Raw genomic sequence first — 23896 nt, 5'->3', positions numbered from 1 at the left:
GCGCATGGTCATAGCGCTTGCAGCGTTGGTCTTGATGGGAGTCGGCGGCACTGCGATCTGGAGTCACCACCGTTCGGGGGACGCTGAAACCGCACGTGCCGAGGTGATCGGTGTGGCGCCCACGCTCGTCGAGAAGCTCCTGAGCTACAACAGCGATACCGTCGACGACGATCTCGCACGAGCGGCCGAAGGCGCCGGCGGATCGTTTCAGGACAGTTTCACCGAATTCGGATCGAAAACAGTTGCCCCACAGTCGAAGGAGCAGGGAATCAGCACGAAAGCCCGAGTCGTCGATGTCGGTGTGCTCTCCGTTGCCGCGGACCGCGCGGAAGTGCTCGTGTTCGTCGATCAGATCACGACGAGTACCGCGCGGCCGGCACCAGCGTCGACGTCGAGCCGAGTCGAGGTGACACTCGATCGAGTCGACGGCACATGGCTGGTGAGTGCCATGACCCCCATCTAGTGAAGGTTGTCGCGGCCCGCCATGATCAGCCTGGCAGTGACTTCGAGCCGGTCTGCGATCTGCGAATAGGACTCGTAACCCATGCCGGCTCGAACAAGCGCTCCGGACCAGGAGATTTCGAGTGCTTCGAGTACGTCGGGATCGTATGACGGCCCCAGCGCCTCGATGAGCCGCTCGCGGATGTTCTTGCCGATACGTCCCCGAAGGTGTTCGACGTCGGGATCATTGCCCATCATCGCAGTGGTCACGGCCGCGGCCAGCTCCGGTTCGTCGGAAACGAGGAGTGCGACGCTTCGAAGGACCGAGCAGACCTGCGCTTCTCGTTCCGCCTCGGGGGAGGGCTCGTGCGGTACCGCGTCGAGTCGGCGCCAGAACAGTTCTGCCACAAGGTGACTCTTGGACGAAAAATAGGTGTATGCCGTGGCTGCGGCGACACCGGCTTCCGCTGCCACCATTCGTACAGTCAGATCGGCAAACCCTTTGTCGCGCAGGACCGTGATCGCTGCCGCGGTCAATCGATCGACGGTTTCGGCTTGCTGCTGTGTGAGCCGTCGACGAGTGGACTCGAACTTGGTCTTACCAGACATGTGTCCAGACACTACGGGATCAGACCGGTGCGAGCAAAGTGTGCGCTATCGCTGCTCGTTCTCGCTCCCGCTCGGTGTCATGTCTCGCTCCCCCTCGGCGTCATGTCTCGCTCCCGCTCGGTGGGACAGAATTTCGAACCCCCGCGATCGCTAAGTCCACGTGTTAGAACGATTTCTAGAACATGTTCGGAAACTGTGCCCAGAATCAGAGAGGCTGACGATGACGAAGTGGGACGAGACGTGCGACGTACTCGCTGTGGGATCAGGCGGCGGACTCACCGGCGCGTACACGGCAGCCCGCGAAGGCCTCGACGTCATTGCGATCGAAGCAACCGACAAGTACGGCGGAACAACGGCGTACTCGGGCGGCGGCGGAATGTGGTTCCCGTGCAACGCCGTTCTTCGTCGGGGCGGGGACGACGACACCATCGAGGATGCGCTGGAGTACTACCGATCAGTGGTGGGTGATCGTACGCCCGCCGACGTTCAGGAAGCCTACGTTCGAGGTGGCGCCGGGTTGATCGACTACCTCGAAGAGGACTCGAACTTCGAGTTTCAGATACTGCCGTGGCCCGACTACTTCGGTGAAGAGCCCAAGGCTCGAGCGAGTGGACGGCACATTGTTCCCAAGCCGATGAACGCGAACAAGATGGGTGCCCTTCGTGATTCGCTTCGTCCGCCGCTGGCGACGGAACGGCTGGGGGAGAAGTTGCCGAAGTACCTCGTCGGCGGCCAGTCGTTGATCGGTCGATTCCTGTTGGCTCTTGCGGAACTCCCGAACGCCACCATGCACCTGAAGACCACTCTCGAAGAATTGGTCGTCGAGGACGGATCGGTCGTCGGCGCGGTCGTCGACCGAGATGGTCGGCGTCGAACCATTCAGGCACGCAGAGGAGTGATCCTCGCCGCCGGTGGATTCGAGCAGAACGAGACCTTGCGGGCCGAATTCGGTGTCCCCGGATCCGCTCTCGACACGATGGGCTGCCCCGGCAACCTCGGGAAGGCACACCAGGCGGCGGTCGCCGCGGGCGCCGACACCGACCTCATGGGAGAGGCCTGGTGGTCGCCGGGACTGACCCATCCGGATGGCCGCTCCGCGTTTGCGCTGTGGTTCACCGGCGGAATCTTCGTGGACGACGACGGTCGCCGATTCGTCAACGAATCAGCGCCGTACGACCGCTTGGGCCGCGCCGTCATCGAACACATGCGGGCAGGGAAAGTAACCACGCCGTACTGGATGATCTACGACAACAGCGAAGGCGCAGTGCCGCCGGTGAAGGCGCCCAACGTACCCATGGCACAGACGGAGCAGTATGTGGATGCGGGGTTGTGGAAGAGTGCACGGACACTCGAAGACCTCGCTGCCCAGATCGATGTTCCCGCAGCGGAACTGGTGGAGACCGTGAAGCGATTCAACGCGTTTGCGGCGACGGGCGTCGACACGGACTTCGGTCGAGGAGACGCTGCGTACGACCGCGCCTTCTCCGAAGGGGCTTCGCCGCTCGTACCGATCGACCAAGGGCCGTTTCACGCTGCCGCTTTCGGCATCTCCGACCTCGGGACCAAAGGTGGTCTACGCACCGACGCGACCGGGAGGGTGCTCAAAGCCGACGGTACGGCGATTGCCGGGTTGTACGCGGCGGGGAACACGATGGCAGCGGCCAGCGGGACTACGTACCCCGGCGGTGGAAACCCGATCGGAGCGAGCATGCTGTTCAGTCACTTGGCTGCACTCGACCTCGCGAAGCTGCCGTCTTGATCATCAGTCGCTCGTCTCGGGGATGTGGTCAGGCCTTGCCGAGTCCGGCGGCGATTCCCTTGTCCAGTTGGGTGAGCATTGCTGTACCCAACGACGAAAGCTGGGCGACCTGGCGATCGTCGAGGCCCTCGAAGAGGAGACCTTGAACTGAGGCGACGTGCGGCGGTGCGGCCGCGACCACCTTTGCCATTCCCTCGTCGGTGAGCACTGCGTTGGAGCCGCGGCTGCCACGAATGACTTCCCGTTTCACCCAGCCGGCCTTCTCCATCTTCGTGATCACGTGCGAGAGGCGGGACAGGGACGCGTTCGCGCGCTGGGCCAGTACCGACAACTGGAGCTTGTGCTCGGGGGCGTCCGAGAGTGCCGCGAGTACGAAGTATTCGAAGTGTGTGAGTGCCGAATCGCGTTGTAGTTGAGTGTCGAGTGCGGCAGGCAACCGTGTCACGAGAGCGATCAGTGTCAGCCATGCTTCTTGCTGCTCGGCTGTGAGCCACTTCGTCTGAGACTGCGCGTCGGGCTGCGCGGTCGGTTCACTCATCGGTGACTTCTCCTTCGGGTCGAGCATTCTTCGTGCACGGAGCGTGCTTGTGTACAGCGTCTCAGACGCATGTCCAGAAGAATCCTGCGGGGAATAGTTGCGGGACGCAAGTGTTGAGTTCTATATTAAGTTGAACCTTCAACTTACGACGAATGTCTATCCCGAGGAGTCCGTATGTCCACCACAACCATGCCTGCGCTGTATCTCAGCCACGGTGCTCCGCCGCTGGTGGACAGCGCGTTGTGGGTCGACCAGTTGGGGGCGTGGGCCGGCGATCTTCCGCGGCCGACGGCAATCCTCGTCGTATCGGCGCACTGGGAATCAGCACCGCTGACGATCGGATCGACGACCACGGGCACCCCGCTCATCTACGACTTCGGTGGTTTTCCCGAGAGGTTCTACCGCGCGAAGTACAACTCTCCCGGCGCTCCGGAACTCGCCGCCCAGGTTGCCGCGTTGATGCCGGACAACGAACGCGTGGTTCAGCAGCCGAATCGAGGCCTGGATCACGGTGCCTACGTGCCGCTCACGGTGATGTACCCGGACGCAGACATCCCGGTACTGCAAATTTCGCTGCCCACCCTCGATCCCGAGCGTTTGCTCCATCTCGGACAGCGCCTACGGCCACTCCGTGAGCAAGGTGTACTGATCGTGGGATCCGGATTCACCACGCACGGGCTACCGTTCCTGCGCGATCCGTCACCGGAGGCGCAGGCCCCGGGATGGTCGGCGGAATTCGACGCGTGGGCAGGGGAGAGGTTCGCTGCCGGTGACGTCGATTCCTTGATCGACTTCCGCGCTCAAGCTCCCGGGATGCCGTACGCGCATCCGACCATCGAGCACTTCGCCCCGTTGTTCGTCACGCTCGGTGCGTCATCCGATCCGGAACAGGTGCCCACCCAGGTGATCGACGGATTCTGGATGGGGCTTGCGAAGCGCTCGATTCAGGTCGCCTAGAGATCTCAAATCGCGCAGAGAATCAGGTCGCCCAGGTGAGTCAGCTTCGATTGCGAAGGAACTCGAGCGCCTGGTCGCCGTGGGTGTTGGCGCGTAGTTCACTCGAGATGACTTTGAGGACGGTGCGGTCGGTGTCGATCACGAAGGTCGAGCGTTTGACCGGAGCCAACTTGCCCAGGAGTCCGCGCTTGACGCCGAACTGTTCGGCTACCTTGCCGTCGGTGTCGGCGAGTAGGGGGTAGTCGAAGGATTGTGCGGTGGCAAAGGTGGACTGAGCTTCGACCGTATCGGTGCTGATGCCCGCTCGCGAAGCGCCCACCGCGGCGAATTCGCTGCCGAGGTCACGGAAGTGGCACGCCTCGGCGGTGCACACCGGTGTCGAGGCTGCCGGGTAGAAGAAGAGGACCAAGGGTCCGTTCTCGAGCAGGCTCGTCAGCGAGTGCGGAGTCCCGTCCTGGTCGGGCAGTGAGAAATCGGGAGCGAGTTGGCCTGGTTTCATTCGGCCGAGGTTACCCGCGCACGACGGCCACACGGGGGAGCCTGGGATGATGGAGCCATGCACGGCGAGCCCACCTCCATGTCCGCACGGTCGTCCGACACCGCGATCGTCGGTGACGCGTCCGATTCCACCACCACCCGGAAGCAGTTCCGAGCTCTCGCAGCTGAGCACCGGGTCGTTCCGGTCACTCGGAAAGTGTTGGCGGACTCCGAAACTCCGCTCTCGGCGTACGAGAAGCTGGCCGGCAATCGTCCCGGCACCTTCTTGCTCGAGTCGGCCGAGAACGGTCGTTCGTGGTCGCGGTGGTCGTTCATCGGCGTCGGAAGTCCTGCTGCACTGACCGTCGTGGACGGAGAGGCGGCCTGGTACGGCAACGTTCCGGCCGGCGCTCCGGCCGGCGGCGACCCGATCGACGCGCTCGGTGCCACCCTCGAGCTGCTTCGTTCGGAGCGGCTGCCCGACCTGCCCCCGCTGACCGGCGGAATGGTCGGATTCCTCGGCTACGACGCGGTGCGGCGCCTCGAGAGATTGGGTGACTCCGCGGTCGACGACCTGCAGATCCCCGAGATGGTCATGCTGCTTGCCGCCGACATCGCCGCAGTCGATCACCACGAAGGGGCGATCACCCTCATCGCCAATGCCGTCAACTGGGACGGCACGGACGAGCGCGTCGACACGGCGTACGACGACGCAGTCGCAAGGTTGGACGCGATGACTCGTGCTCTCGCGGCGCCGGCGAAATCGACGGTGTCGACATTTTCGAAAGCGACTCCGAACTACCGTCGTCAGCGCACCACCGAGAGCTTCGGTGTCGATGTCGAAAAGTTGATCGGCGACATCGAAGCGGGCGAGGCATTCCAGGTAGTTCTCTCGCAGCGATTCGAGATCGATTGCACTGCAGCGCCGATCGACGTGTACCGGATGCTGCGCGCGTCGAACCCCAGCCCGTACATGTATCTGCTCAACGTGCCGAACGGTGATGGAGAGACTGCGTTTTCGATCGTCGGTTCGAGCCCGGAAGCACTGGTCACGGTTGCTGAGGGCGTCGCGACAACACACCCGATCGCTGGAACCAGATGGCGCGGTGCCACAGAGGAGGACGACATCCTGCTCGAGAAGGACCTCCTCGCCGACGAGAAGGAAAACTCCGAGCACCTCATGCTCGTCGATCTGGGGCGAAACGATCTGGGTCGTGTCTGTCGCCCGGGCACGGTGAAGGTGCACGACTACCGGCACATCGAGCGGTACAGCCACGTGATGCATCTCGTATCGACCGTCACCGGTCATCTGGCCGAGGGAAAGCACGCTCTCGACGCCGTCACCGCATGCTTCCCCGCTGGAACCCTCTCGGGGGCACCCAAGGTCCGAGCGATGCAGCTGATCGAAGAACTGGAACCGACCAGGCGCGGTATCTACGGCGGCATCGTCGGCTACCTCGACTTCGCCGGCGACGCCGACACCGCGATCGCGATCCGAACGGCATTGATCAAGGACGGGATCGGATACGTCCAGGCGGGCGCCGGCGTCGTCGCCGACTCGGATCCGGTCTACGAGGACACCGAGGCCCGCAACAAGGCGATGGCAGTGCTGAGCGCGATTGCGTCGGCGCACACCCTGCGCACCATCGGAGGTGACGATCAGTGAGTGAGAACGAGTCGAGTGCAGCGGAGCCTACAAGCGTTTCTCGTGGCACCGCCGTGCCGAGAACGCTTCTGCTGGCGTTGTCGGCAGCAGCTCTGTGGGGCAGCTCACGAATGACGTGGGTTCATCTGACCTCGAGCGACGGCAAGACGCTGGAGAGGACGACGGATCTCGACGGCAGCACCTGGGCGGCGGCGATGACTCCGCTCGCGCTCGCGCTTCTGGCGGCGATCGCGGCGTCGTTTGCGGTGCGAGGTTGGGCACTTCGGGTAGTCGGACTGTTGGTTGCCCTCGTCGCCGTCGCGGTAGCGGTTCCGGCAGTGCAGTTGTTGGTGTCCGGAGCCTCTGCGGACCGAGCGGTGGACTTGGCCGAGTTGTCCGGTCACCCGGAAGATCTCTCGACGACTGTTTCGGTACTGCCTGCCTTGCTTGCGTTGCTCGGAGCGGTGGCGGCGCTCGGCGCGGCAGTGCTTCTGATGCGCAAACCTCCAGTGCGAGGCGGGTTGTCGTCGAAATACGACAACCCTGCCGCGCGCCGCGAGGCCGCGGCCAAGCTCGGTCAGGGAGACAAACCCGCATCGGACGAGCCTGTGACACAACGGATGTTGTGGGATGCGCTCGACGCCGGAGAGGACCCGACAGCGACTGACGGGGACGACGGAGTTGGGGGAGACAACGGCGCGAAACCGGGGTCGTCCCACTGAGTAAGACTGAACCCTCACCTGCGTGGGTACCCCGACGGAGTAGCAAAATTTCGTCCCACTAGGCTGAGACCACCCTGATGACGTATCTCACATCGGGCTCTTGCCCAGAAAGGATTCGGGCCACGATGACCGTACTCGACTCGATTCTCGACGGGGTGCGCGCTGACGTCGCCGCCCGCGAAGCCGTACTCGACTTCGCTGCAGTCAAGGCTGCTGCGGCCGCTGCACCGCCTGCACTCGATGCTGCAGCAGCACTTCTGGAATCGAGCATCGGCGTCATCGCCGAGGTCAAGCGAGCGAGCCCGTCAAAGGGTGCGTTGGCCGACATTGCCGATCCCGCTGAGCTTGCCGCGGCGTACCAAGCCGGTGGCGCACGCATCATCAGTGTTCTCACCGAAGAGCGCCGTTTTCACGGCTCGTTGGCCGACCTGGACGCAGTCCGTAAAGCGGTCACCATTCCGGTGCTCCGCAAGGATTTCATCGTGGGGCCGTACCAGATTCACGAGGCTCGCGCTCACGGCGCCGACGTCATCTTGCTGATCGTCGCGGCACTCGAGCAGCAGGCGCTCGCCTCGTTGATCGATCGCACCGAATCTCTGGGAATGACTGCCCTCGTCGAGGTGCACACGGAGGAAGAAGCCAACCGCGCGCTCGAAGCCGGCGCCAAGGTGATCGGTGTGAACGCCCGCAATCTCAAGACTCTCGAGGTGGACAAGAACACCTTCGGTCGCATCGCTCCCGGTCTTCCGACCGAGACGATCAAGATTGCCGAGTCCGGTGTTCGCGGAACTGCCGATCTGTTGGCGTACGCCGGGGCGGGCGCCGACGCAGTGCTCGTCGGTGAAGGCCTCGTGACCAGCGGCGACCCTCGCAAGGCCGTCGCCGATCTGGTCAACGCCGGCGCACACCCGTCCTGCCCGAAACCGTCTCGATAAAGCGCATCACCGGCCCGGCGTGCTTTGACGCACCCGGGCGGTGACCAGCGGCACCCTTGGGGCAGACTGGTGGGGTGACTTCACGTACTCAGGAACCAGGCTCCGGTGCAGTATCAGGTGCAGCATTCAAGGGCGGCAATCTGCCGCCCGCCAGCGCGGGACTCACCGAGCGCTCCCATGATCCCGATGCCGGCGGCCATTTCGGCGTCTACGGCGGCCGGCATGTGCCGGAAGCTCTCATGGCGGTCATCGAAGAGGTCACCGCGGAGTACGAAAAGGCTCGCGCGGACGACACGTTCTTGAACGAACTCGATCGCCTGCAGCGCGATTACACGGGACGCCCGTCGCCGATTTTCGAGGCAACGCGAATGAGCGAGTTCGCCGGTGGTGCGCGCATCATTCTCAAGCGTGAAGATCTGAACCACACCGGTTCTCACAAGATCAACAACGTTCTCGGTCAGGTTCTGCTGGCAAAGCGTATGGGCAAGACCCGCATCATCGCCGAGACCGGAGCAGGCCAGCACGGTGTGGCATCGGCCACCGCCTGTGCACTGCTCGGTCTCGAGTGCGTCATCTACATGGGTGCTGTCGACACCGAACGTCAAGCACTGAACGTCGCACGCATGCGCCTGCTCGGCGCGGAGGTCGTTTCGGTCGAGACCGGTTCGCGCACGCTCAAGGACGCGATCAACGAAGCCTTGCGCGACTGGGTTTCCCACGCGGACAACACCTATTACTGCTTCGGTACCGCGGCAGGCCCGCACCCGTTCCCCACCATCGTTCGGGACTTCCAGCGAGTGGTCGGCCTCGAAACACGCGTCCAGGTTCAGGCACTGACCGGCCGCCTGCCCGATGCAGTCACAGCCTGCGTCGGAGGCGGCTCCAACGCAATCGGAATCTTCCACCCGTTCATCGACGATCTGTCGGTACGGCTGGTTGGCTACGAAGCAGCCGGCGACGGTGTCGAAACTGGAAGGCATGCAGCAACGTTCGCCGGCGGTACCCCTGGCGCATTCCAGGGTGCCTACTCCTACCTCCTCCAGGACGAAGACGGTCAGACCATCGAATCGCACTCGATCTCTGCTGGTCTGGACTACCCGGGCGTCGGACCCGAGCACGCTTACCTGAGCGATATCGGGCGCGCGACCTACGAACCCGTCACCGACAGTGAAGCCATGGATGCGCTGCTGCTGCTCTCACGCCGCGAGGGCATCATTCCGGCCATCGAATCGGCCCACGCCGTCGCCGGCGCACTCCGACTGGGCAAAGAACTCGGTGAGGGCGCGATCATCGTCGTCAATCTCTCCGGTCGCGGTGACAAGGACATGGACACCGCCGCAAGCTGGTTCGGTCTTTTCGACGGCGCCTCAGGTCAGGCAGCCGCTCCGGATGATGCAGCAGACGAGAACGACAACACGGAAGGCTCGGACAAGTGAGCGAACGACCATCACGCCTCGCACCCACCTTTGCCGCGTGCAAGGCTGATAAGCGTGCCGCCCTCGTCGGTTACCTGCCTGCCGGTTATCCGACCGTTCCCGAATCGATCGACGTGTTCAAGGCGATGGTCGACGGCGGCTGCGACATCATCGAAGTCGGTGTCGCGTATTCCGATCCGGTCATGGACGGTCCGACCATCCAGCGTGCAGCCGAAACCGCACTCACCAACGGCGTTCGCCTTCGCGACATCTTCACCGTGATCGAGCAGATCAGTTCGGTCGGCGGCAAGGCCGTCGTGATGACCTACTGGAACCCGGTACTGCAGTACGGCGTCGACAAGTTCGCACGAGACCTCGCTTCCGCCGGCGGGCTCGGACTGATCACCCCCAACCTCATTCCGGAAGAAGCCGGCGCCTGGATGGAAGCATCCGAGGAGCACCACCTCGACCGGATCTTCCTTGTCGCTCCGTCCTCGACGGAAGAACGACTCGCGATGACACTCGATGCGAGTAGTGGATTCATCTACGCGGCCTCGACGATGGGTGTCACCGGCGCTCGCGACGCCGTGTCTTCGATGGCTCCGGAACTGACCGCACGAATCCGCGCGCATTCCGACATTCCCGTCGGCGTCGGATTGGGAGTTCGCTCCGGCGCACAGGCTGCCGAAATCGCGGCATACGCCGATGCCGTCATCGTCGGCTCGGCTCTGGTCTCCGCGGTCGAGAACGGCCTGGGAGCGGTTCGCTCGCTCACCGAAGAACTCGCCGAGGGCGTCCGCTCGGCTACCGTGGCGTCGTGACCTCAACTGTGGACCTGCTGGCCTATATCCCCAGCCCGCCCCAAGGCGTCTGGTACGTCGGACCGGTGGCGCTTCGCGCCTACGCGCTCTTCATCATCCTCGGCATCATCGTCGCGATCGTGTGGGGAGATCGTCGTTGGGTCGCCCGCGGCGGCGAGAAGGGGACCGTTCTCGACATCGCGATCTGGGCCGTTCCCTTCGGTCTGATCGGTGGCAGGCTCTACCACGTTTTGACCGACTGGCCCGCCTATTTCGGCGAGAACGGTCAGCCACTCGACGCACTCAAGGTGTGGCAGGGAGGCCTCGGAATCTGGGGAGCAGTGTTCCTCGGCGGCATCGGTGCGTGGATCGGCTGCCGTCGACGCGGCATTCCGGTGTCCGCGCTCGGTGATGCGATTGCGCCCGGAATCTTGCTCGCGCAGGCCATCGGTCGTATCGGCAACTACTTCAACCAGGAGTTGTACGGTCGCGAGACCACCGTCCCATGGGGCCTCGAGATCTTCGAGCGTGTGAACTCTTCCGGCCAGCTCGATCAACTGGCAGGTGTCTCCAACGGAGAAGTCATTCGGGTCGTTCACCCGACGTTCCTCTACGAAGCTGTGTGGAACGTCCTGATCGTGATCCTGCTGGTCCTCGTCGACCGCCGATTCAAGATCGGCCACGGACGCCTGTTTGCTCTGTACGTCGCGGGCTATTGCCTGGGCCGGTTCGTCGTCGAACTGATGCGCGACGATTTCGCCTACGAGATCGCCGGCATTCGCGTCAACACATTCACTTCGGGGATCGTGTTCTTCGCCGCACTGGCCTACTTCTTCCTGGCGAAGAAGGGTCGTGAGGATCCGGCTGATTTGAAGTCGAAGGACTACGTCGCTGCGGTAGCTGCCGGCGAAGCAGGAGTCGCGGCGCCAGTTACCGAAACTGATTCGGCGAAGGCCGACGCGAAAGTCGCCGACGCTGAAGATTCTGAATCCGATGCTGCTGAATCCGCTTCCAGTGAGGCAAGCGCCTCCACGGCAGCGTCGGATGAGTCGTCGGACGCGGTGAAGCTGTCGAAGAAAGACAAGCCGTGACAGGTCCCTATTCGCAGGGGGGATTCCCCGAGGATCAGGGACCGGTCTACGGCGCGCCCAATCCGTACGGATATCAGCAGCCATTGCCGCCTCCATCGATGTACGGGTTCGGAGATCCCTACGCCCCGTACGGTCGGCACCCGGTAACCGGGGAACCGTATTCCGACAAGTCGAAGGCCACCGCTGGACTGTTGCAGATCTTGCTGGGCTTCTTCGGAATCTGTGGAGTCGGGCGCCTCTATATCGGAAGTGTCGGCATCGGATTGTGCCAACTGCTCGGCATGTTCTTCGCGCTGTTCATGTCGGCGTTCCTCATCGGAATTCCATTTGCGATCGGAATCTGGATCTGGGCGTTCGTCGACGGCAACGTGATACTTTCGGGCAATGCGCGGGACGGTGCTCGCCGGCCATTGCGAGGATGAGTCGCGAGCGCGAACCGAGGAAACATGTGTGGGGGACTGGCCTCGAGAAGGTCGAACCTTCTCGAAGTCCGATAACAAAAGCTATTACGTACCGTCGTCGAATCGAAGGAAAGTACGTTGCCTAACTTGAACAAGAATCCGGAACCTTCCGAGTCGGGGGACTCGTCTGGATCACAGCCGCCGGTTCCACCGCAGTTCGGGTCGCCGTTCGACTACGACGCGACGGCGGATGCGTCGTTGACGGAAACCTCGGCACCCACCGAAAAGACGCCGTCGACGGAGACCACCGGCACCGGTCCAGGCTGGGACACGTATTCGGGAGTCGGAAACGGTCCGGGGTGGGGAAACCACCCCATCTACCCGCCGCCGACCGGAACCGAATCGACCACAGCGTTTCCCGCTGCCGATTCTGATTCCACCCCGAATCAGCCGACAGCGCCGTACACGTCGCAGGAAAGTTACGCCGCCCAGAACTATCCGGCGCCGGACTACTCGAGGCCGACCCAAACCCCGACGGACGGTCCCGTCTACGGTGCACCGGCAGATCAGACTCCGAATCCCTACGCGGCTCCGCCGCAGGGCTACCCCCAGCCGGGATACTCACAGCCGGGTTACGGTCAGCCTCAGGGGTACCCACAAGCTCAGGGTTATCCTCAGCCTGGCTACGGCCTGGTCGACCCGTCCGCACCATACGGACGTGACCCGATGACCGGTGAACCGTACTCGGACAAGTCGAAGACGACTGCCGGATTGCTGGGCATTCTGCTCGGCGGATTCGGTGCAGGACGTTTTTATCTCAACCAGCCCGGCATGGCTGTCGCACAGATCGCGGTCACTTGGTTGACGTGTGGAATCGGTGGCATCTGGCCGCTCATCGACGGAATCATGATGTTGACCGGCAGTGTGCGCGATCAGTACAACCGCCCTTTGCGTAGCTGATCGAAACGACCCTCGGCAAGTGTGACCCCCTGATGCCTCGGTATCAGGGGGTCACCGTTTTGCTCTCGCGACCTGCGGTTATGGGCTGATAAACTAGCGCACGTCGGCTGCATGTCCGCGTGGAGGTCGCCGAGTGCTGTTTTCTCGAATACCTGAACCTCGGGGCCTGTACGACCCCGATCAGGAAACCGATTCGTGTGGTGTAGCCGTGGTAGCAGACACCTCTGGACGCCACCTGCATTCCGTTGTCGACGATGCGCTCGCGGTCCTGGGCAATCTCTCCCATCGCGGCGCAGTTGGGCGCGAATCCAACAGCGGAGACGGCGCGGGCATTCTGATTCAGCTGCCGACGGAGTTCTTCGACGCGGTGACCGAGTTCGAGCTTCCACCACCCAACGCGATGGGTGAGAACACCTACGCGGCCGGAAACTGCTTTCTCCCGGTGGATCAGGAAGCACGTTGGCGCGCGGTAGTTCGGATACACCGGTACGCAGCGGCAGAAGGACTGCAGATTATCGGGTGGCGAGAGGTGCCGGTCGACCGAGACTGCGTCGGAACCGTTGCCGCGCAGTGCGCTCCGTACATCAGTCAGTGTTTTGTGACGTGCGCCGAGTCGCGAGATCGTAGTGTGGGCGGAATTGCCTTGGACAGACGAGTGTTTGCGCTCAGGAGACAAGTCGAGCGAATTCATTCGGCCGATGATGCGGTGTATTTCCCCTCGTTGTCCGCCCGAACCATCGTGTACAAGGGCATGCTGACGCCGACGCAGTTATCCGGTTACTTCACCGACCTACGCGACGACCGAATGCGAACTGCGTTGGCAGTTGTGCACAGTCGATACTCCACGAACACATTTCCGTCGTGGCCACTCGCTCAGCCGTATCGCTGCATCGCCCACAACGGCGAGATCAATACGATTGTGGGAAACAGGAATTGGATGCGCGCTCGCGAGCCGATGCTGCGGAGCACACTTTTAGGTGGGGACATCGATCGCCTGTTTCCGATCTGCACCCCGGGAGGATCCGACTCTTCGTCGTTCGACGAAGTACTGGAGTTTTTGACGCTCGGGGGCCGCAGTGTGCAACACGCCATCGCGATGATGATTCCCGGAGCCTGGGAGAACGATTCTTCGATGCCCGACGAGATAAAGGCCTTGTACCAATTTCACGGTTGTCTGATGGAACCGTGGGACGGTCCGGCGTCCGTGACGTTCAGCGACGGCATTGTTGTCGGGGCCGTGTTGGATCGCAACGGTCTTCGCCCAGGGCGATGGTGGCGGATGAAGAACGACCGTATCGTGTTGGCCAGTGAGAGCGGTGTGTTCGACGCTCCCACGTCCGAGGTGTTGGAGAAGGGGCGCCTCGAACCGGGACGCATGTTTCTCGTGGACACCGCTCGCCATCGGATCGTTTCCGATGCGGAGATCAAGTCCGAACTCGCGAGCACAGCCCCCTACCGGGACTGGGTCGACGGGGGATTGGTAGACCTCGAGGACATCCCCGAGACTGCGCCTGCCCGAGGCGATCCGCCTCCGCTGTTGCAACGGCAGTTGCTCTTCGGATACCACGCCGAGGACCTGCGGGACATTCTTGTCCCGATGGCAAGCTCAGGATCGGAGCCGTTGGGATCGATGGGTGTCGACACGCCTCTCGCCGTTCTTTCGGATCGGCCGAAGCTGTTGTACGACTACTTTATTCAGCTCTTTGCTCAGGTGACCAACCCGCCTTTGGACGCGATTCGCGAGGAAGTCGTCACTACGCTTGGTGTCACCCTCGGCGCTGAGCAGAACTTGTTCGAAGCGTCGGCGCTGTCGTGCCGAAGGATTGTTCTCGACAAACCGGTGATCGGACCGGGGAAGATGGCGAAGGTTGCCGAACTATACGGCGCAAGAACTCCGAGAAGCGCTGTCCTTCGCGCAAGTTTCGATCCGAGGGGCAGTCTCACCGAAGGCGTCGAGAGGCTTCGTGAGTCCGCCCGAACAGCCGCCGCAGCCGGAATCGAGATTCTGGTGATCTCCGACCGTGGATCAGGCCCTGAGCAGGCTCCCATTCCGTCATTGCTCGCAGTATCAGCCGTGCACCACGATCTGGTTCGTCATGGCCTGCGGACCAAGGTTTCCCTCGTCGTCGACTCGGGTGACGCGCGCGAAGTTCATCACATCGCGCTGCTGATCGGCTACGGTGCGGCGGCTGTCCACCCGTATCTTGCTCTCGAATCTGTCCAAGCCCTCAGCGAGCAGGACGAACTTCCCGGGATAGATCCGAAGACTGCGTCGGACAACTACCTGAGAGCAACAAATTTCGGCGTGCTCAAAGTGATGTCGAAGATGGGAATCGCTACGGTTCACTCCTACACGGGCGCACAGGTATTCGAGGCCGTGGGCTTGGGTCGAGAGTTGGTCGACGAATACTTCTGCAACACACGGAGCCGGATCGGCGGGATCGGTATCACCGAAGTCGCGCGCGAAGTTCTGATGCGCCACACGGCTGCGTTCTCGTCGTCCGCAGTGCAGCATCGTCAGTTCGACAATCGTCAGTTGACCGACAGTGGACAGTACCGGTATCGCCGCGATGGTGAATTGCATGTGTTCACACCCGAATCCGTGTTCTTCCTTCAGCATGCGACCCGGACCGGGCGAAGTGAGATGTTTCGTCGCTACAGCGATGAAGTCGATCGACTGAGCGCGCAGGGCGGAACACCGCGGGGATTGTTTCGATTTCGGTGTGAGGTTCGTCCGCCGATTCCGCTCGATCAGGTCGAACCCGTCGAGTTGATTCTCGCTCGATTCAACACCGGTGCGATGAGCTACGGTTCCCTCTCTGCGGAGGCGCACGAGACGATGGCGGTTGCGATGAATGCTCTCGGCGGGCGTTCCAACACCGGTGAGGGCGGAGAGTCGCCGGAGCGGTTGCGTGACGACAAGCGTCGAAGCGCTGTCAAGCAGGTCGCGAGTGGTCGCTTCGGGGTGACCAGCGATTACCTGGTCAATGCCACCGACATTCAGATCAAGATGGCCCAAGGTGCCAAGCCGGGTGAAGGAGGGCAGCTTCCGGGGTCCAAGGTGTACCCGTGGATCGCGGAAACCCGGTACTCGACGCCTGGGGTCGGGCTCATTTCTCCGCCCCCGCACCACGACATCTATTCGATCGAGGATCTCGCCCAATTGATCTACGACCTCAGATGCGCGAACAATCGCGCGCGGATACACGTGAAGTTGGTCAGCGCAGCCGGAGTCGGGACTGTTGCGGCAGGTGTGGCCAAAGCGCACGCCGACGTGGTGCTGATCTCCGGTCACGACGGCGGGACGGGTGCTGCGGCACTCTCGTCCATCCACCACGCGGGTACGCCGTGGGAGATCGGGCTGGCCGAAACTCAGCAGACCCTGGTGCTCAACGGGTTACGCGATCGGATCGTCGTCCAGTGTGACGGGGGTGTGCGCACGGCGCGGGACGTCGTCGTCGCCGCGTTGCTGGGGGCGCAGGAGTACGGGTTTTCCACGGCGCCACTCATCGCGGCCGGGTGCGTCATGATGCGGGTATGTCACCTCGACACCTGCCCCGTCGGAGTAGCGACGCAGAATCCCGAACTGCGCGAGCGATTCACCGGCCGGCCCGAGTACGTCGAGAACTTCTTTCGCTTCATCGCCGCCGACGTACGACGGTTGTTGGCAGAACTGGGGTTTCGAAGTATCGACGATGCGCTGGGGCACGCAGACGTATTGGAAATGTCTCCGGCGGTGGCGCATTGGAAGAGCCGCACGTTGGACCTCTCACCACTCTTCGACGTTCCGGCCGCGCCGACCGGCGCGGCCTACCCGCCGTGTGTACCTGTTTCGAGCGAACTCGAACGCACCCTGATCGAGTGCGCCGCGAACTCACTCGAGGACGCTCGACCCGTGCATATCGAACTGCCAGTACACAATACGGATCGGGCGGTGGGGACGAGGCTGGGCGCAGAGGTGACCAGACGCTACGGCGCCGTCGGGCTACCTCAAGGCACCATCGACGTCGTGCTCCGTGGAACGGCAGGCCAGTCACTCGGTGCGTTCCTGCCGCCCGGCATCTCGCTGGTCGTCGTCGGCGATGCAAACGATTACGTGGGGAAGGGGCTCTCCGGTGGACGAATTGTGCTTCGGCCGAGTGAGGACGCGCCCTTCGTGGCGGAGGATCAGGTGATTGCCGGCAATACGCTGCTGTACGGCGCTACGAGCGGTGCGCTCTATGCCAGGGGGCGTGTCGGGGAACGATTCGCGGTGCGCAACTCGGGCGCGGTCGCTGTGGTGGAAGGCGTCGGCGACCATGCGTGCGAGTACATGACCGGGGGTCGCGTCGTCATCATCGGCCCAACTGGTAGGAACCTTGCTGCGGGAATGTCGGGCGGAATTGCCTTCGTACTCGACGTGAAGGCAGAGAAGGTCAACGGCGACATGGTCGTTCTGGAGCGGCCTTCGGCGGAAGACTGCAGTCAGCTGGTCGAAATTCTCGGCGAGCATTTGGCTGCGACCGGCTCGCCGGTGGCGGCAAAACTTCTCGACGACTGGGTTGGCCAGAGTCCGAGATTCACCAAAGTTTTGCCTGTCGACTACCGGAAGGTCGTGGAAGAGAACGAACTGGTGGAGCCGGCTCATGCCTGACGCACGCGGGTTCCTCAACGTGAAACGATCCGGCTCACCGACCAGATCGACCGATGTGCGTGTCGGCGACTGGGCGTCGGTATACGAGTCGCTGGATCCCGTCGTGCGAAATCGAGACGTATCTGCACAGGCCTCGCGTTGCATGGACTGCGCTGTGCCGTACTGCCATTCGGCCGACGTGGGGTGTCCGCTCGGCAATCTCATTCCGGAATGGAACGACCTGGTTCGGCGTGGACGGTGGTCCGAAGCCTCGGAGAATTTGCATTCCACCAACAATTTCCCCGAGTTCACCGGACATCTGTGCCCCGCACCGTGCGAAACGGCCTGCGTTCTCGCACTCGACGACGAGCACACGTCGGGGGGTGTCACCATCAAGCGCATCGAACAGGCGATCGTCGACAACGCCTGGGAATCGGGTTGGTTGGGGCCGCAGGCACCGGTAGTTCACAGCGGAAACCGTGTTGCGGTTGTCGGTTCGGGACCGGCGGGGCTGGCCGCGGCTCAACAACTGACACGAGCCGGACACAGTGTCACGGTGTTCGAGCGGAGCGATCGGATCGGGGGACTGCTTCGCTACGGAATTCCGGAATTCAAGTTGCCCAAGGCCCTCATCAACCGGCGGCTGGACCAACTGACCGCCGAGGGGACCAGATTCGTCACTGACTGCGCCGTCGGAGTGAACGTGAGCGCGCACGACCTCTCGACGGATTTCGAGGCGGTAGTCCTGGCGGTCGGGGCTGATCGTGCCAGAGACACCGACGTACCGGGTCGTAGTCTTCGCGGAATCCATCGTGCGATGACGTACCTGCGTGCGGCCAACCACGAATGCGAGGGTGATGGTGCGTCGAGCATCTCGGCGCGAGGTAAGAACGTCGTGATCATCGGTGGCGGCGACACGGCCGCCGACTGCCTCGGCACGGTGCATCGCCAAGGCGCCCTCTCGGTGACGGAATTGGACTACCACGTCCCACCTCCGGCACGCCGCGATCGAGATCGCGACCCATGGCCGTTGTGGCCGCGGGTCCTGCGCACCTCGCCGGCGGATGAGGAGGGCAGTGACAAACGATTCCGATGGGCGGCGCAGGAATTTCTCGACGACGGTGGGGGTGCGGTCCGCGCAATCCGGATGGTTCCGGTTGCCGTGTCACGAGCGAAGGACGGACAACGGACCCTGGTGGAGACCGGCGACACGACGGATCTGGTGTGCGAGATGGTCCTACTCGCTCTGGGTTTCGACGGCGTCGAAACCGCCCCGCTGCTCACCGACCTTGATGTCGGCACCGATCCACTCGGCAGAATCGAGTGTGATGTCGGGTGGCAGACCCGGACACCCGGCGTATTCGTCTGCGGCGACGCGCATCGCGGGGCGTCGCTGGTCGTGTGGGCGATTGCCGAGGGACGGTCGGCCGCACGTGCCGTCGACGTGTTTCTCACAGGCGAGTCGGCGCTTCCGGCTCCGGTTCATCCAAAGGCATTTCCGCTGTTCGTGAGCTGAACAACTGAATCGAGTAAGTACAGAAAGTGCAGGTCGCAAATGCCGGATAGAAGTGCGGTGGGGTAGCGACTAGGCTCGAGCCGTGAACCGACGGACAAAAATTGTATGCACACTTGGACCTGCGACAGCTTCTGGCGACCGCATCCGTGAGCTCGTGGAGAGCGGCATGGACGTGGCGCGCCTCAACTTCAGCCACGGCGAGCATGCCGATCACGAAGAAAACTACATTCGCGTCCGCGCCGCGTCGGACGCCACCGGAAAGGCCGTCGGTGTTCTCGCCGACCTTCAGGGGCCCAAGATTCGCCTCGGCCGATTCAAGGACGAGCGGACCACCTGGGCCAACGGTGAAGAGGTTCGTATCACCGTCGACGACGTCGAGGGAACGCACGATCGCGTCGGGACCACGTACAAGGAATTGGCGCGCGACGCCAAGGCCGGCGATCGACTGCTGGTCGACGACGGAAAGGTCGGCCTGGTCGTCACGTCCATCGACGGCAACGACGTCGTCTGTCGGGTCACCGAAGGCGGTCCGGTCAGCAACAACAAGGGCCTCTCACTGCCCGGTATGAACGTCTCCGTTCCAGCCCTGTCGGGCAAGGACATCGCCGACCTCGAGTTCGCTCTCAAGCTGGGTGTCGACTTCATTGCACTCTCCTTCGTTCGCTCACCGGCGGACGTCGAATTGGTTCACGCCATCATGGATCGAGTCGGGCGCCGCGTTCCCGTCATCGCGAAGCTCGAGAAGCCCGAGGCCATCGACAATCTCGAAGCCATCGTGCTCGCGTTCGACGCCGTCATGGTCGCCCGCGGTGACCTCGGTGTCGAGTTGCCGCTCGAGCAGGTCCCGCTCGTTCAGAAGCGCGCAATCCAGATTGCTCGTGAGAACGCGAAGCCGGTCATCGTCGCGACGCAGATGCTCGAGTCGATGATCGAGAACTCACGTCCCACTCGCGCAGAGGCATCCGATGTCGCCAACGCCGTTCTCGACGGCGCCGACGCAGTCATGCTCTCGGGCGAGACTTCGGTGGGCAAGTACGTCATGGAAACCGTTCGCACCATGGCTCGCATCGTCGAGGCCGTCGAGAACGAATCGACCCGTGTCCCACCGTTGACCCACGTCCCGCGCACCAAGCGCGGTGTCATCTCGTACGCAGCACGCGACATCGGCGAACGTCTCGACGCCAAGGCTTTGGTTGCGTTCACTCAGTCCGGTGACACGGTGCGTCGACTGGCTCGTCTGCACACGCCGCTGCCGTTGCTCGCCTTCACACCGCTGCCCGCGGTGCGCAGTCAGCTGACGCTGACGTGGGGAACCGAGACGTTCCTGGTCGATGCGGTGGCCACCACCGACGAGATGGTGCGTCAGGTGGACAGTGCGTTGCTCTCCCTCGGGCGGTACGTCAAGGGCGACCTCGTGGTCATCGTTGCCGGATCCCCTCCGGGAACTGTCGGTTCCACCAACCTCATTCACGTCCACCGTATCGGCGAAGAGGACCACTGAGTGACCCACGCGAACGCGTCCACCGACCTCGGTACTCTCCTCGGTCTGTTGGATCTGGAGCAGATCGGTGAAGACGCGTTCCGTGGATACCACCCGAAACAGGTAGGTTCGCGGACGTTCGGCGGTCAGTTGGTGTCTCAGGCACTGATGGCCGCCGGGCGGACCGTCGACGGTGATCGCCCCATCCATGCGGTGAATGCCCATTTCATTCGCGGCGGAGATGTCAAGGCGCCCATTGAGTATCGGGTGGATCGTCATCGCGACGGGCGGGCGTTCGCCAACCGTCAGGTGACTGCCTATCAGGGTGAGAACGAATTGTTCGTGATGCTCGCGGCGTTCCAGGACTCCGGCAAGGGGCTCGACCATGCTGTCGAGATCCCGGATGTTCCACTTCCGGAGTCGTTGCCTCCCATCGGCGATCATCTGGTGGGGTACGAGGAAAAACTGCCGCATTTCAGTGCGGCGCTCAAGCCGATCGACATGCGGTACGCCAACGATCCGGCGTGGATCCTCAAGGGCACCGGCGAGAAACTCAACCACAATCGGGTGTGGATGCGCCCCGACGGTGATCTGCCGGACGATTCGCTCATTCACGCTGCGACGCTGGCATATTCGTCCGACACCACCGTGCTCGATTCGATTCTGACCACTCATGGTTTGTCCTGGGGTCATGATCGTATCGTCGCGGCGACGGTCAATCATTCGATCTGGTTCCATCGCCCGTTCCGGTTCACCGACTGGGTTCTGTACGCCACCGAATCGCCGGTCGCCGCAGGTTCGCGCGGTCTGGCAACGGGACGGTACTTCTCGGTGGAAGGTCTGTTGTTGGCGACGGTGGTCCAAGAAGGAATGATCAGGCATTTCCCGCGTAAAGGGGAATGAGATGCGGGCCCGAGACTGAACTCGGGCCCAGAATCAAGCAGACTTGCGATATTGCGGTGAGAGTTCGTCGGCGCGGTCCCACGGAGACCAGTCGACTTCGCGTCCATCGAGTTGGGCCGCAACAACTTCCAAGCCCGCGTGCCAGCCGGCGGCGTGCGCGTACGCGGATTCCTCGTCCTCCATCGTGTGGGTGAGAGTCAGCCAACAGCCGCCGGTGCCGTCCGGTGCCAGTTCCCAATGAAGAGTGTCTGCGTCCCAGAGGAATTCGAGAATTCGGTGTGGGTGGACGCTGATGACCGTCCCGCGCGTCACGTGATCTGCGGGCAGTCCGAAACGCTCGACTTGTTCCGGTGTCACCTTGAACAGTAGATCCGCGCCGGGAGTGAGATCGAAATCGACGTCCGCCGGAAACCAGGCGTCGAGGTACTCGCGTTCCGTTATCACTTTCCAGACCTTGTCCGGTGCGTGCGGAATCGCCAGTTGGAAGCTCAGTGACACCCGACCGTCATAGGTCAGGTTTATCTTGCCGTTGTCCATCGGTGCCTCCAATGCTTGGTGCCCGTGCGGTTGCCCCCATCGTGCCATCTAAACGCTTAGGATGGAATAACTGCAGGTCAGATCGTTACCTATTGATAGGTTATGTCGATTTGTCTCGTTTTGAGAGCGGCGTTCCGGATGCGTTTCGTGGCAGTGAGACAAACGCGCGGTACGCTGACCACGCACGACTGGCGCGGGTGGGAATTACCACCGGGGAGTGCACATCGCGAGGCATCGACCGCCTGGGTGCTTCACACATCTTGTGTGAAGGGGATCCATGTCTATCGAGAATCGGCCCACCGAAAATCTGTCTACCGAAAATCTGCCCAGCCAGAATGTGGCCGCTCGAATAATCGACGGACGCGCAATTGCGGATGCTGCGCTAGCGGACCTGTCAGTGCGCACCAGGCAGTTTCGTGATGAGGCGGGGCACGTTCCTTGCCTGGCCGCCGTCATCGTGGGAGCGGACCCGGCCTCGAAGGCGTATGTACAGATGAAGGCCAAACGATCTGTCGCCGTCGGAATGACGTCGCGGACGGTCGAACTCCCGGTGAGTACAACCACCGAAGAACTGGTCGACGTGCTGAGAGCGTTGTCGGCGGACCCTTCGATCGACGGCATACTGCTGCAACACCCGGTGCCAGACCACATCGACGAACGGGCCGCGTTCGATGCCATCTCGGCCGACAAAGACGTTGACGGCGTCACTTCGGCATCTTTTGCGGCAATGGCGTTGACCGGTGGGGGATTCGAATCGTGTACGCCGAGTGGCATCCTGCGCCTGCTCGACGCCACAGGCGTCGAACTCTCCGGAAAGCATGCTGTCGTGGTCGGCCGAAGCCCGATACTCGGATTGCCGATGGGAATGCTCCTCCTGCGTCGAGGCGCAACGGTGACATACTGCCATTCGCGCACCGTCGACCTGGCCGCCCACGTCGCCTCGGCAGACGTCGTCATCGCGGCCGTCGGTGTTCCGGAACTGATCAAAGGGGCGTGGATCAAGCCTGGGGCAGTGGTGATCGATGCGGGGTACAACGAGGGCAACGTCGGAGATGTGGAGTACGCCGCTGCGCTCCCACATGCCGGTGCGATCACACCAGTGCCGGGTGGCGTCGGCCCCATGACGGTGGCAGTCCTGCTGGAACAAACACTGGCAGCAGCAGTTCGAGCAGCGGACGTTCGGGCATGCAGTGAGAATCATGACAGTCGTGTTGAACCGGACCCCGCAATCGCCTCGGATCGATTGTGAGACCTCGGTTTCGAGACGGAGTATTCATCCGCCCCGCGATAACCGAATTACCGCGTCGAGCACCGCTGCGCTGGAATGGCTGAGCTGAGCGCGCAATTGGGTATTCGACAGTCAGCTGTCTGCCTTGGGGATGTCGATCGTCAACTGGGACGGTGAATCGGATGTCGATACGGTGTATGCCGGACGGATGTCGACCGTGCCGACAAACGACTGCAGGATCGCACTGTTCCTGGCTGCACTGTCTATGCGCGTGATGTTTTCGCCCTCGTGAGATACGGAGTTGAGCGACGAATCCGATTGGACTCCCATCAGGTCGACTTGAAGTATCGATCGACTTCCGACGTCCACGACTGTGCTGTCACCCGCTCGGATTGCTTCACTGACGTATTCGGTTTTCCAGAACACAGATCCGCTTCCGTCGAAGCGATAGGTGATGCGGGTGAAACCATCGTGATCGATCACGTCGATCTCGGTCACATCGACGCGCGGAGTCGGTGAAGGGACCTCCGTGTCGTTCGGGAACGGGGGAGGCATGGAGATCTCGGTGGATGGGGCATCGACAGGGGGAGAGCCGACCTGAAGGGTGCCGGTCTGTGTTGCAGCATCGAGCGCGGCCTGGGTGGAAGATTCGCCGGCAGTGCTGGATTCGCCGGCAGTATTGGATTGGCCGTCTGTTTGACACCCGGTGAGCAGCGCGAGAATCGATATGGCTCCGAGCAGAGCAATCAGCCGGTGACCGTTCATGGATCGAATCTAACGGCGGTCGATCTGGGGTACAGCCGAATGCCGAAACCTTGCGGTGCGGCCAGCTGCGGCAGGTGGTGCCCTCGGTGAGACTCGAAATAAAAA

General features: G+C 62.6%; 21 protein-coding genes and 1 riboswitch. Of the genes, 16 read left to right on the top strand and 5 right to left on the bottom strand.

Features of this window, described 5'->3' with window-relative positions; genetic code table 11:
* Positions 1–4: 4 nt before the first annotated feature.
* The gene (locus M0639_RS15860) at positions 5–463 is read left to right on the top strand and encodes a hypothetical protein (protein ID WP_202427395.1); all 459 of its coding nucleotides are present in this window, start codon (positions 5–7) and stop codon (positions 461–463) included.
* Here M0639_RS15860 and M0639_RS15855 read toward each other — a convergent pair.
* The gene (locus tag M0639_RS15855) at positions 460–1050 is read right to left on the bottom strand and encodes a TetR/AcrR family transcriptional regulator (RefSeq protein ID WP_003943994.1); all 591 of its coding nucleotides are present in this window, start codon (positions 1048–1050) and stop codon (positions 460–462) included. The genes M0639_RS15860 and M0639_RS15855 overlap by 4 nt on opposite strands.
* A 220-nt stretch (positions 1051–1270) precedes the next feature.
* Between M0639_RS15855 and M0639_RS15850 the strand changes: the two genes are divergently transcribed.
* On the top strand, positions 1271–2809 hold the full coding sequence (locus M0639_RS15850) for an FAD-binding protein (protein WP_064074449.1): 1539 nt from the start codon (positions 1271–1273) through the stop codon (positions 2807–2809).
* Positions 2810–2837: 28 nt separating this feature from the next.
* Here M0639_RS15850 and M0639_RS15845 read toward each other — a convergent pair whose 3' ends face one another.
* Positions 2838–3347, bottom strand: coding sequence for a MarR family winged helix-turn-helix transcriptional regulator (locus M0639_RS15845; RefSeq protein WP_039973005.1), 510 nt, complete (start codon positions 3345–3347; stop codon positions 2838–2840).
* 174 nt (positions 3348–3521) lie between these two features.
* Between M0639_RS15845 and M0639_RS15840 the strand changes: the two genes are divergently transcribed.
* The gene (locus tag M0639_RS15840; RefSeq protein WP_003944012.1) at positions 3522–4304 is read left to right on the top strand and encodes a dioxygenase family protein; all 783 of its coding nucleotides are present in this window, start codon (positions 3522–3524) and stop codon (positions 4302–4304) included.
* Positions 4305–4344: 40 nt separating this feature from the next.
* Here M0639_RS15840 and M0639_RS15835 read toward each other — a convergent pair whose 3' ends face one another.
* Entirely contained in the window at positions 4345–4803 is a 459-nt protein-coding gene (locus M0639_RS15835) for a peroxiredoxin (protein WP_064074450.1), read from the bottom strand.
* Positions 4804–4860: 57 nt separating this feature from the next.
* On the opposite strand from M0639_RS15835, the gene M0639_RS15830 reads away from it, so the two are divergent.
* The 12 genes from M0639_RS15830 (at position 4861) to M0639_RS15775 (ending at position 21261) form a co-directional block, all read left to right on the top strand.
* A complete protein-coding gene (locus tag M0639_RS15830; protein WP_064074451.1) occupies positions 4861–6447 on the top strand; it encodes an anthranilate synthase component I in 1587 nt (528 codons plus the stop codon).
* Positions 6444–7148, top strand: coding sequence for a TIGR02234 family membrane protein (locus tag M0639_RS15825; protein ID WP_082893184.1), 705 nt, complete (start codon positions 6444–6446; stop codon positions 7146–7148). Before M0639_RS15830 ends, M0639_RS15825 begins: the two co-directional genes overlap by 4 nt.
* A 125-nt stretch (positions 7149–7273) precedes the next feature.
* The gene (gene trpC / locus M0639_RS15820; RefSeq protein WP_003944016.1) at positions 7274–8083 is read left to right on the top strand and encodes an indole-3-glycerol phosphate synthase TrpC; all 810 of its coding nucleotides are present in this window, start codon (positions 7274–7276) and stop codon (positions 8081–8083) included.
* A 74-nt stretch (positions 8084–8157) separates the two neighbouring features.
* Entirely contained in the window at positions 8158–9519 is a 1362-nt protein-coding gene (gene trpB, locus M0639_RS15815) for a tryptophan synthase subunit beta (RefSeq protein WP_064074452.1), read from the top strand.
* On the top strand, positions 9516–10319 hold the full coding sequence (gene trpA / locus M0639_RS15810; protein ID WP_003944010.1) for a tryptophan synthase subunit alpha: 804 nt from the start codon (positions 9516–9518) through the stop codon (positions 10317–10319). The genes trpB and trpA overlap by 4 nt, the downstream gene beginning before the upstream one ends.
* Positions 10316–11389: a prolipoprotein diacylglyceryl transferase gene (gene lgt, locus M0639_RS15805; RefSeq protein ID WP_180279703.1), complete on the top strand. Its 1074-nt coding sequence runs from the start codon at positions 10316–10318 to the stop codon at positions 11387–11389. Before trpA ends, lgt begins: the two co-directional genes overlap by 4 nt.
* Positions 11386–11811: a TM2 domain-containing protein gene (locus tag M0639_RS15800; RefSeq protein WP_064074453.1), complete on the top strand. Its 426-nt coding sequence runs from the start codon at positions 11386–11388 to the stop codon at positions 11809–11811. The genes lgt and M0639_RS15800 overlap by 4 nt, the downstream gene beginning before the upstream one ends.
* Positions 11812–11937: 126 nt before the next feature.
* Positions 11938–12750, top strand: coding sequence for a TM2 domain-containing protein (locus tag M0639_RS15795; protein WP_064074454.1), 813 nt, complete (start codon positions 11938–11940; stop codon positions 12748–12750).
* Positions 12751–12883: 133 nt separating this feature from the next.
* On the top strand, positions 12884–17383 hold the full coding sequence (gltB, locus tag M0639_RS15790; protein ID WP_064074455.1) for a glutamate synthase large subunit: 4500 nt from the start codon (positions 12884–12886) through the stop codon (positions 17381–17383).
* The gene (locus M0639_RS15785) at positions 17376–18878 is read left to right on the top strand and encodes a glutamate synthase subunit beta (protein WP_064074456.1); all 1503 of its coding nucleotides are present in this window, start codon (positions 17376–17378) and stop codon (positions 18876–18878) included. The genes gltB and M0639_RS15785 overlap by 8 nt, the downstream gene beginning before the upstream one ends.
* 82 nt (positions 18879–18960) lie before the next feature.
* Positions 18961–20379, top strand: coding sequence for a pyruvate kinase (pyk, locus tag M0639_RS15780; RefSeq protein WP_003944038.1), 1419 nt, complete (start codon positions 18961–18963; stop codon positions 20377–20379).
* Positions 20380–21261, top strand: coding sequence for an acyl-CoA thioesterase (locus M0639_RS15775; RefSeq protein WP_003944096.1), 882 nt, complete (start codon positions 20380–20382; stop codon positions 21259–21261). It abuts the gene before it with no gap.
* 33 nt (positions 21262–21294) lie between these two features.
* Here the strand turns inward: M0639_RS15775 and M0639_RS15770 are convergent, their stop codons facing one another.
* Complete coding sequence (locus M0639_RS15770; RefSeq protein ID WP_042923025.1) at positions 21295–21798, bottom strand: SRPBCC domain-containing protein; 504 nt, start codon at positions 21796–21798, stop codon at positions 21295–21297.
* A 174-nt stretch (positions 21799–21972) separates the two neighbouring features.
* Positions 21973–22053, top strand: a riboswitch (ZMP/ZTP riboswitch).
* Between the two features lie 22 nt (positions 22054–22075).
* On the opposite strand from M0639_RS15770, the gene M0639_RS15765 reads away from it, so the two are divergent.
* Positions 22076–23047: a bifunctional 5,10-methylenetetrahydrofolate dehydrogenase/5,10-methenyltetrahydrofolate cyclohydrolase gene (locus M0639_RS15765; RefSeq protein ID WP_064074457.1), complete on the top strand. Its 972-nt coding sequence runs from the start codon at positions 22076–22078 to the stop codon at positions 23045–23047.
* A gap of 111 nt (positions 23048–23158) precedes the next feature.
* Here the strand turns inward: M0639_RS15765 and M0639_RS15760 are convergent, their stop codons facing one another.
* Positions 23159–23791, bottom strand: coding sequence for an AMIN-like domain-containing (lipo)protein (locus M0639_RS15760; protein WP_007728715.1), 633 nt, complete (start codon positions 23789–23791; stop codon positions 23159–23161).
* Positions 23792–23896: the final 105 nt, after the last annotated feature.

The organism is Rhodococcus qingshengii JCM 15477 (assembly GCF_023221595.1).
GTDB lineage: Bacteria > Actinomycetota > Actinomycetes > Mycobacteriales > Mycobacteriaceae > Rhodococcus_F > Rhodococcus_F qingshengii.
This window is presented reverse-complemented; position numbering and strand designations above follow the sequence as displayed.

Excerpts from the sequence above, each read along its gene's own strand:
- M0639_RS15840 (WP_003944012.1), top strand. The coding sequence starts at position 3,522 with ATGTCCACCACAACCATGCCTGCGCTGTATCTCAGCCACGGTGCTCCG.
- trpC (WP_003944016.1), top strand. The coding sequence starts at position 7,274 with ATGACCGTACTCGACTCGATTCTCGACGGGGTGCGCGCTGACGTCGCC.
- M0639_RS15785 (WP_064074456.1), top strand. The coding sequence starts at position 17,376 with ATGCCTGACGCACGCGGGTTCCTCAACGTGAAACGATCCGGCTCACCG.
- M0639_RS15770 (WP_042923025.1), bottom strand. The coding sequence starts at position 21,798 with ATGGACAACGGCAAGATAAACCTGACCTATGACGGTCGGGTGTCACTG.
- M0639_RS15765 (WP_064074457.1), top strand. The coding sequence starts at position 22,076 with ATGTCTATCGAGAATCGGCCCACCGAAAATCTGTCTACCGAAAATCTG.
- M0639_RS15850 (WP_064074449.1), top strand. The coding sequence starts at position 1,271 with ATGACGAAGTGGGACGAGACGTGCGACGTACTCGCTGTGGGATCAGGC.
- M0639_RS15835 (WP_064074450.1), bottom strand. The coding sequence starts at position 4,803 with ATGAAACCAGGCCAACTCGCTCCCGATTTCTCACTGCCCGACCAGGAC.
- M0639_RS15760 (WP_007728715.1), bottom strand. The coding sequence starts at position 23,791 with ATGAACGGTCACCGGCTGATTGCTCTGCTCGGAGCCATATCGATTCTC.
- M0639_RS15845 (WP_039973005.1), bottom strand. The coding sequence starts at position 3,347 with ATGAGTGAACCGACCGCGCAGCCCGACGCGCAGTCTCAGACGAAGTGG.
- M0639_RS15855 (WP_003943994.1), bottom strand. The coding sequence starts at position 1,050 with ATGTCTGGTAAGACCAAGTTCGAGTCCACTCGTCGACGGCTCACACAG.
- M0639_RS15860 (WP_202427395.1), top strand. The coding sequence starts at position 5 with ATGGTCATAGCGCTTGCAGCGTTGGTCTTGATGGGAGTCGGCGGCACT.
- M0639_RS15830 (WP_064074451.1), top strand. The coding sequence starts at position 4,861 with ATGCACGGCGAGCCCACCTCCATGTCCGCACGGTCGTCCGACACCGCG.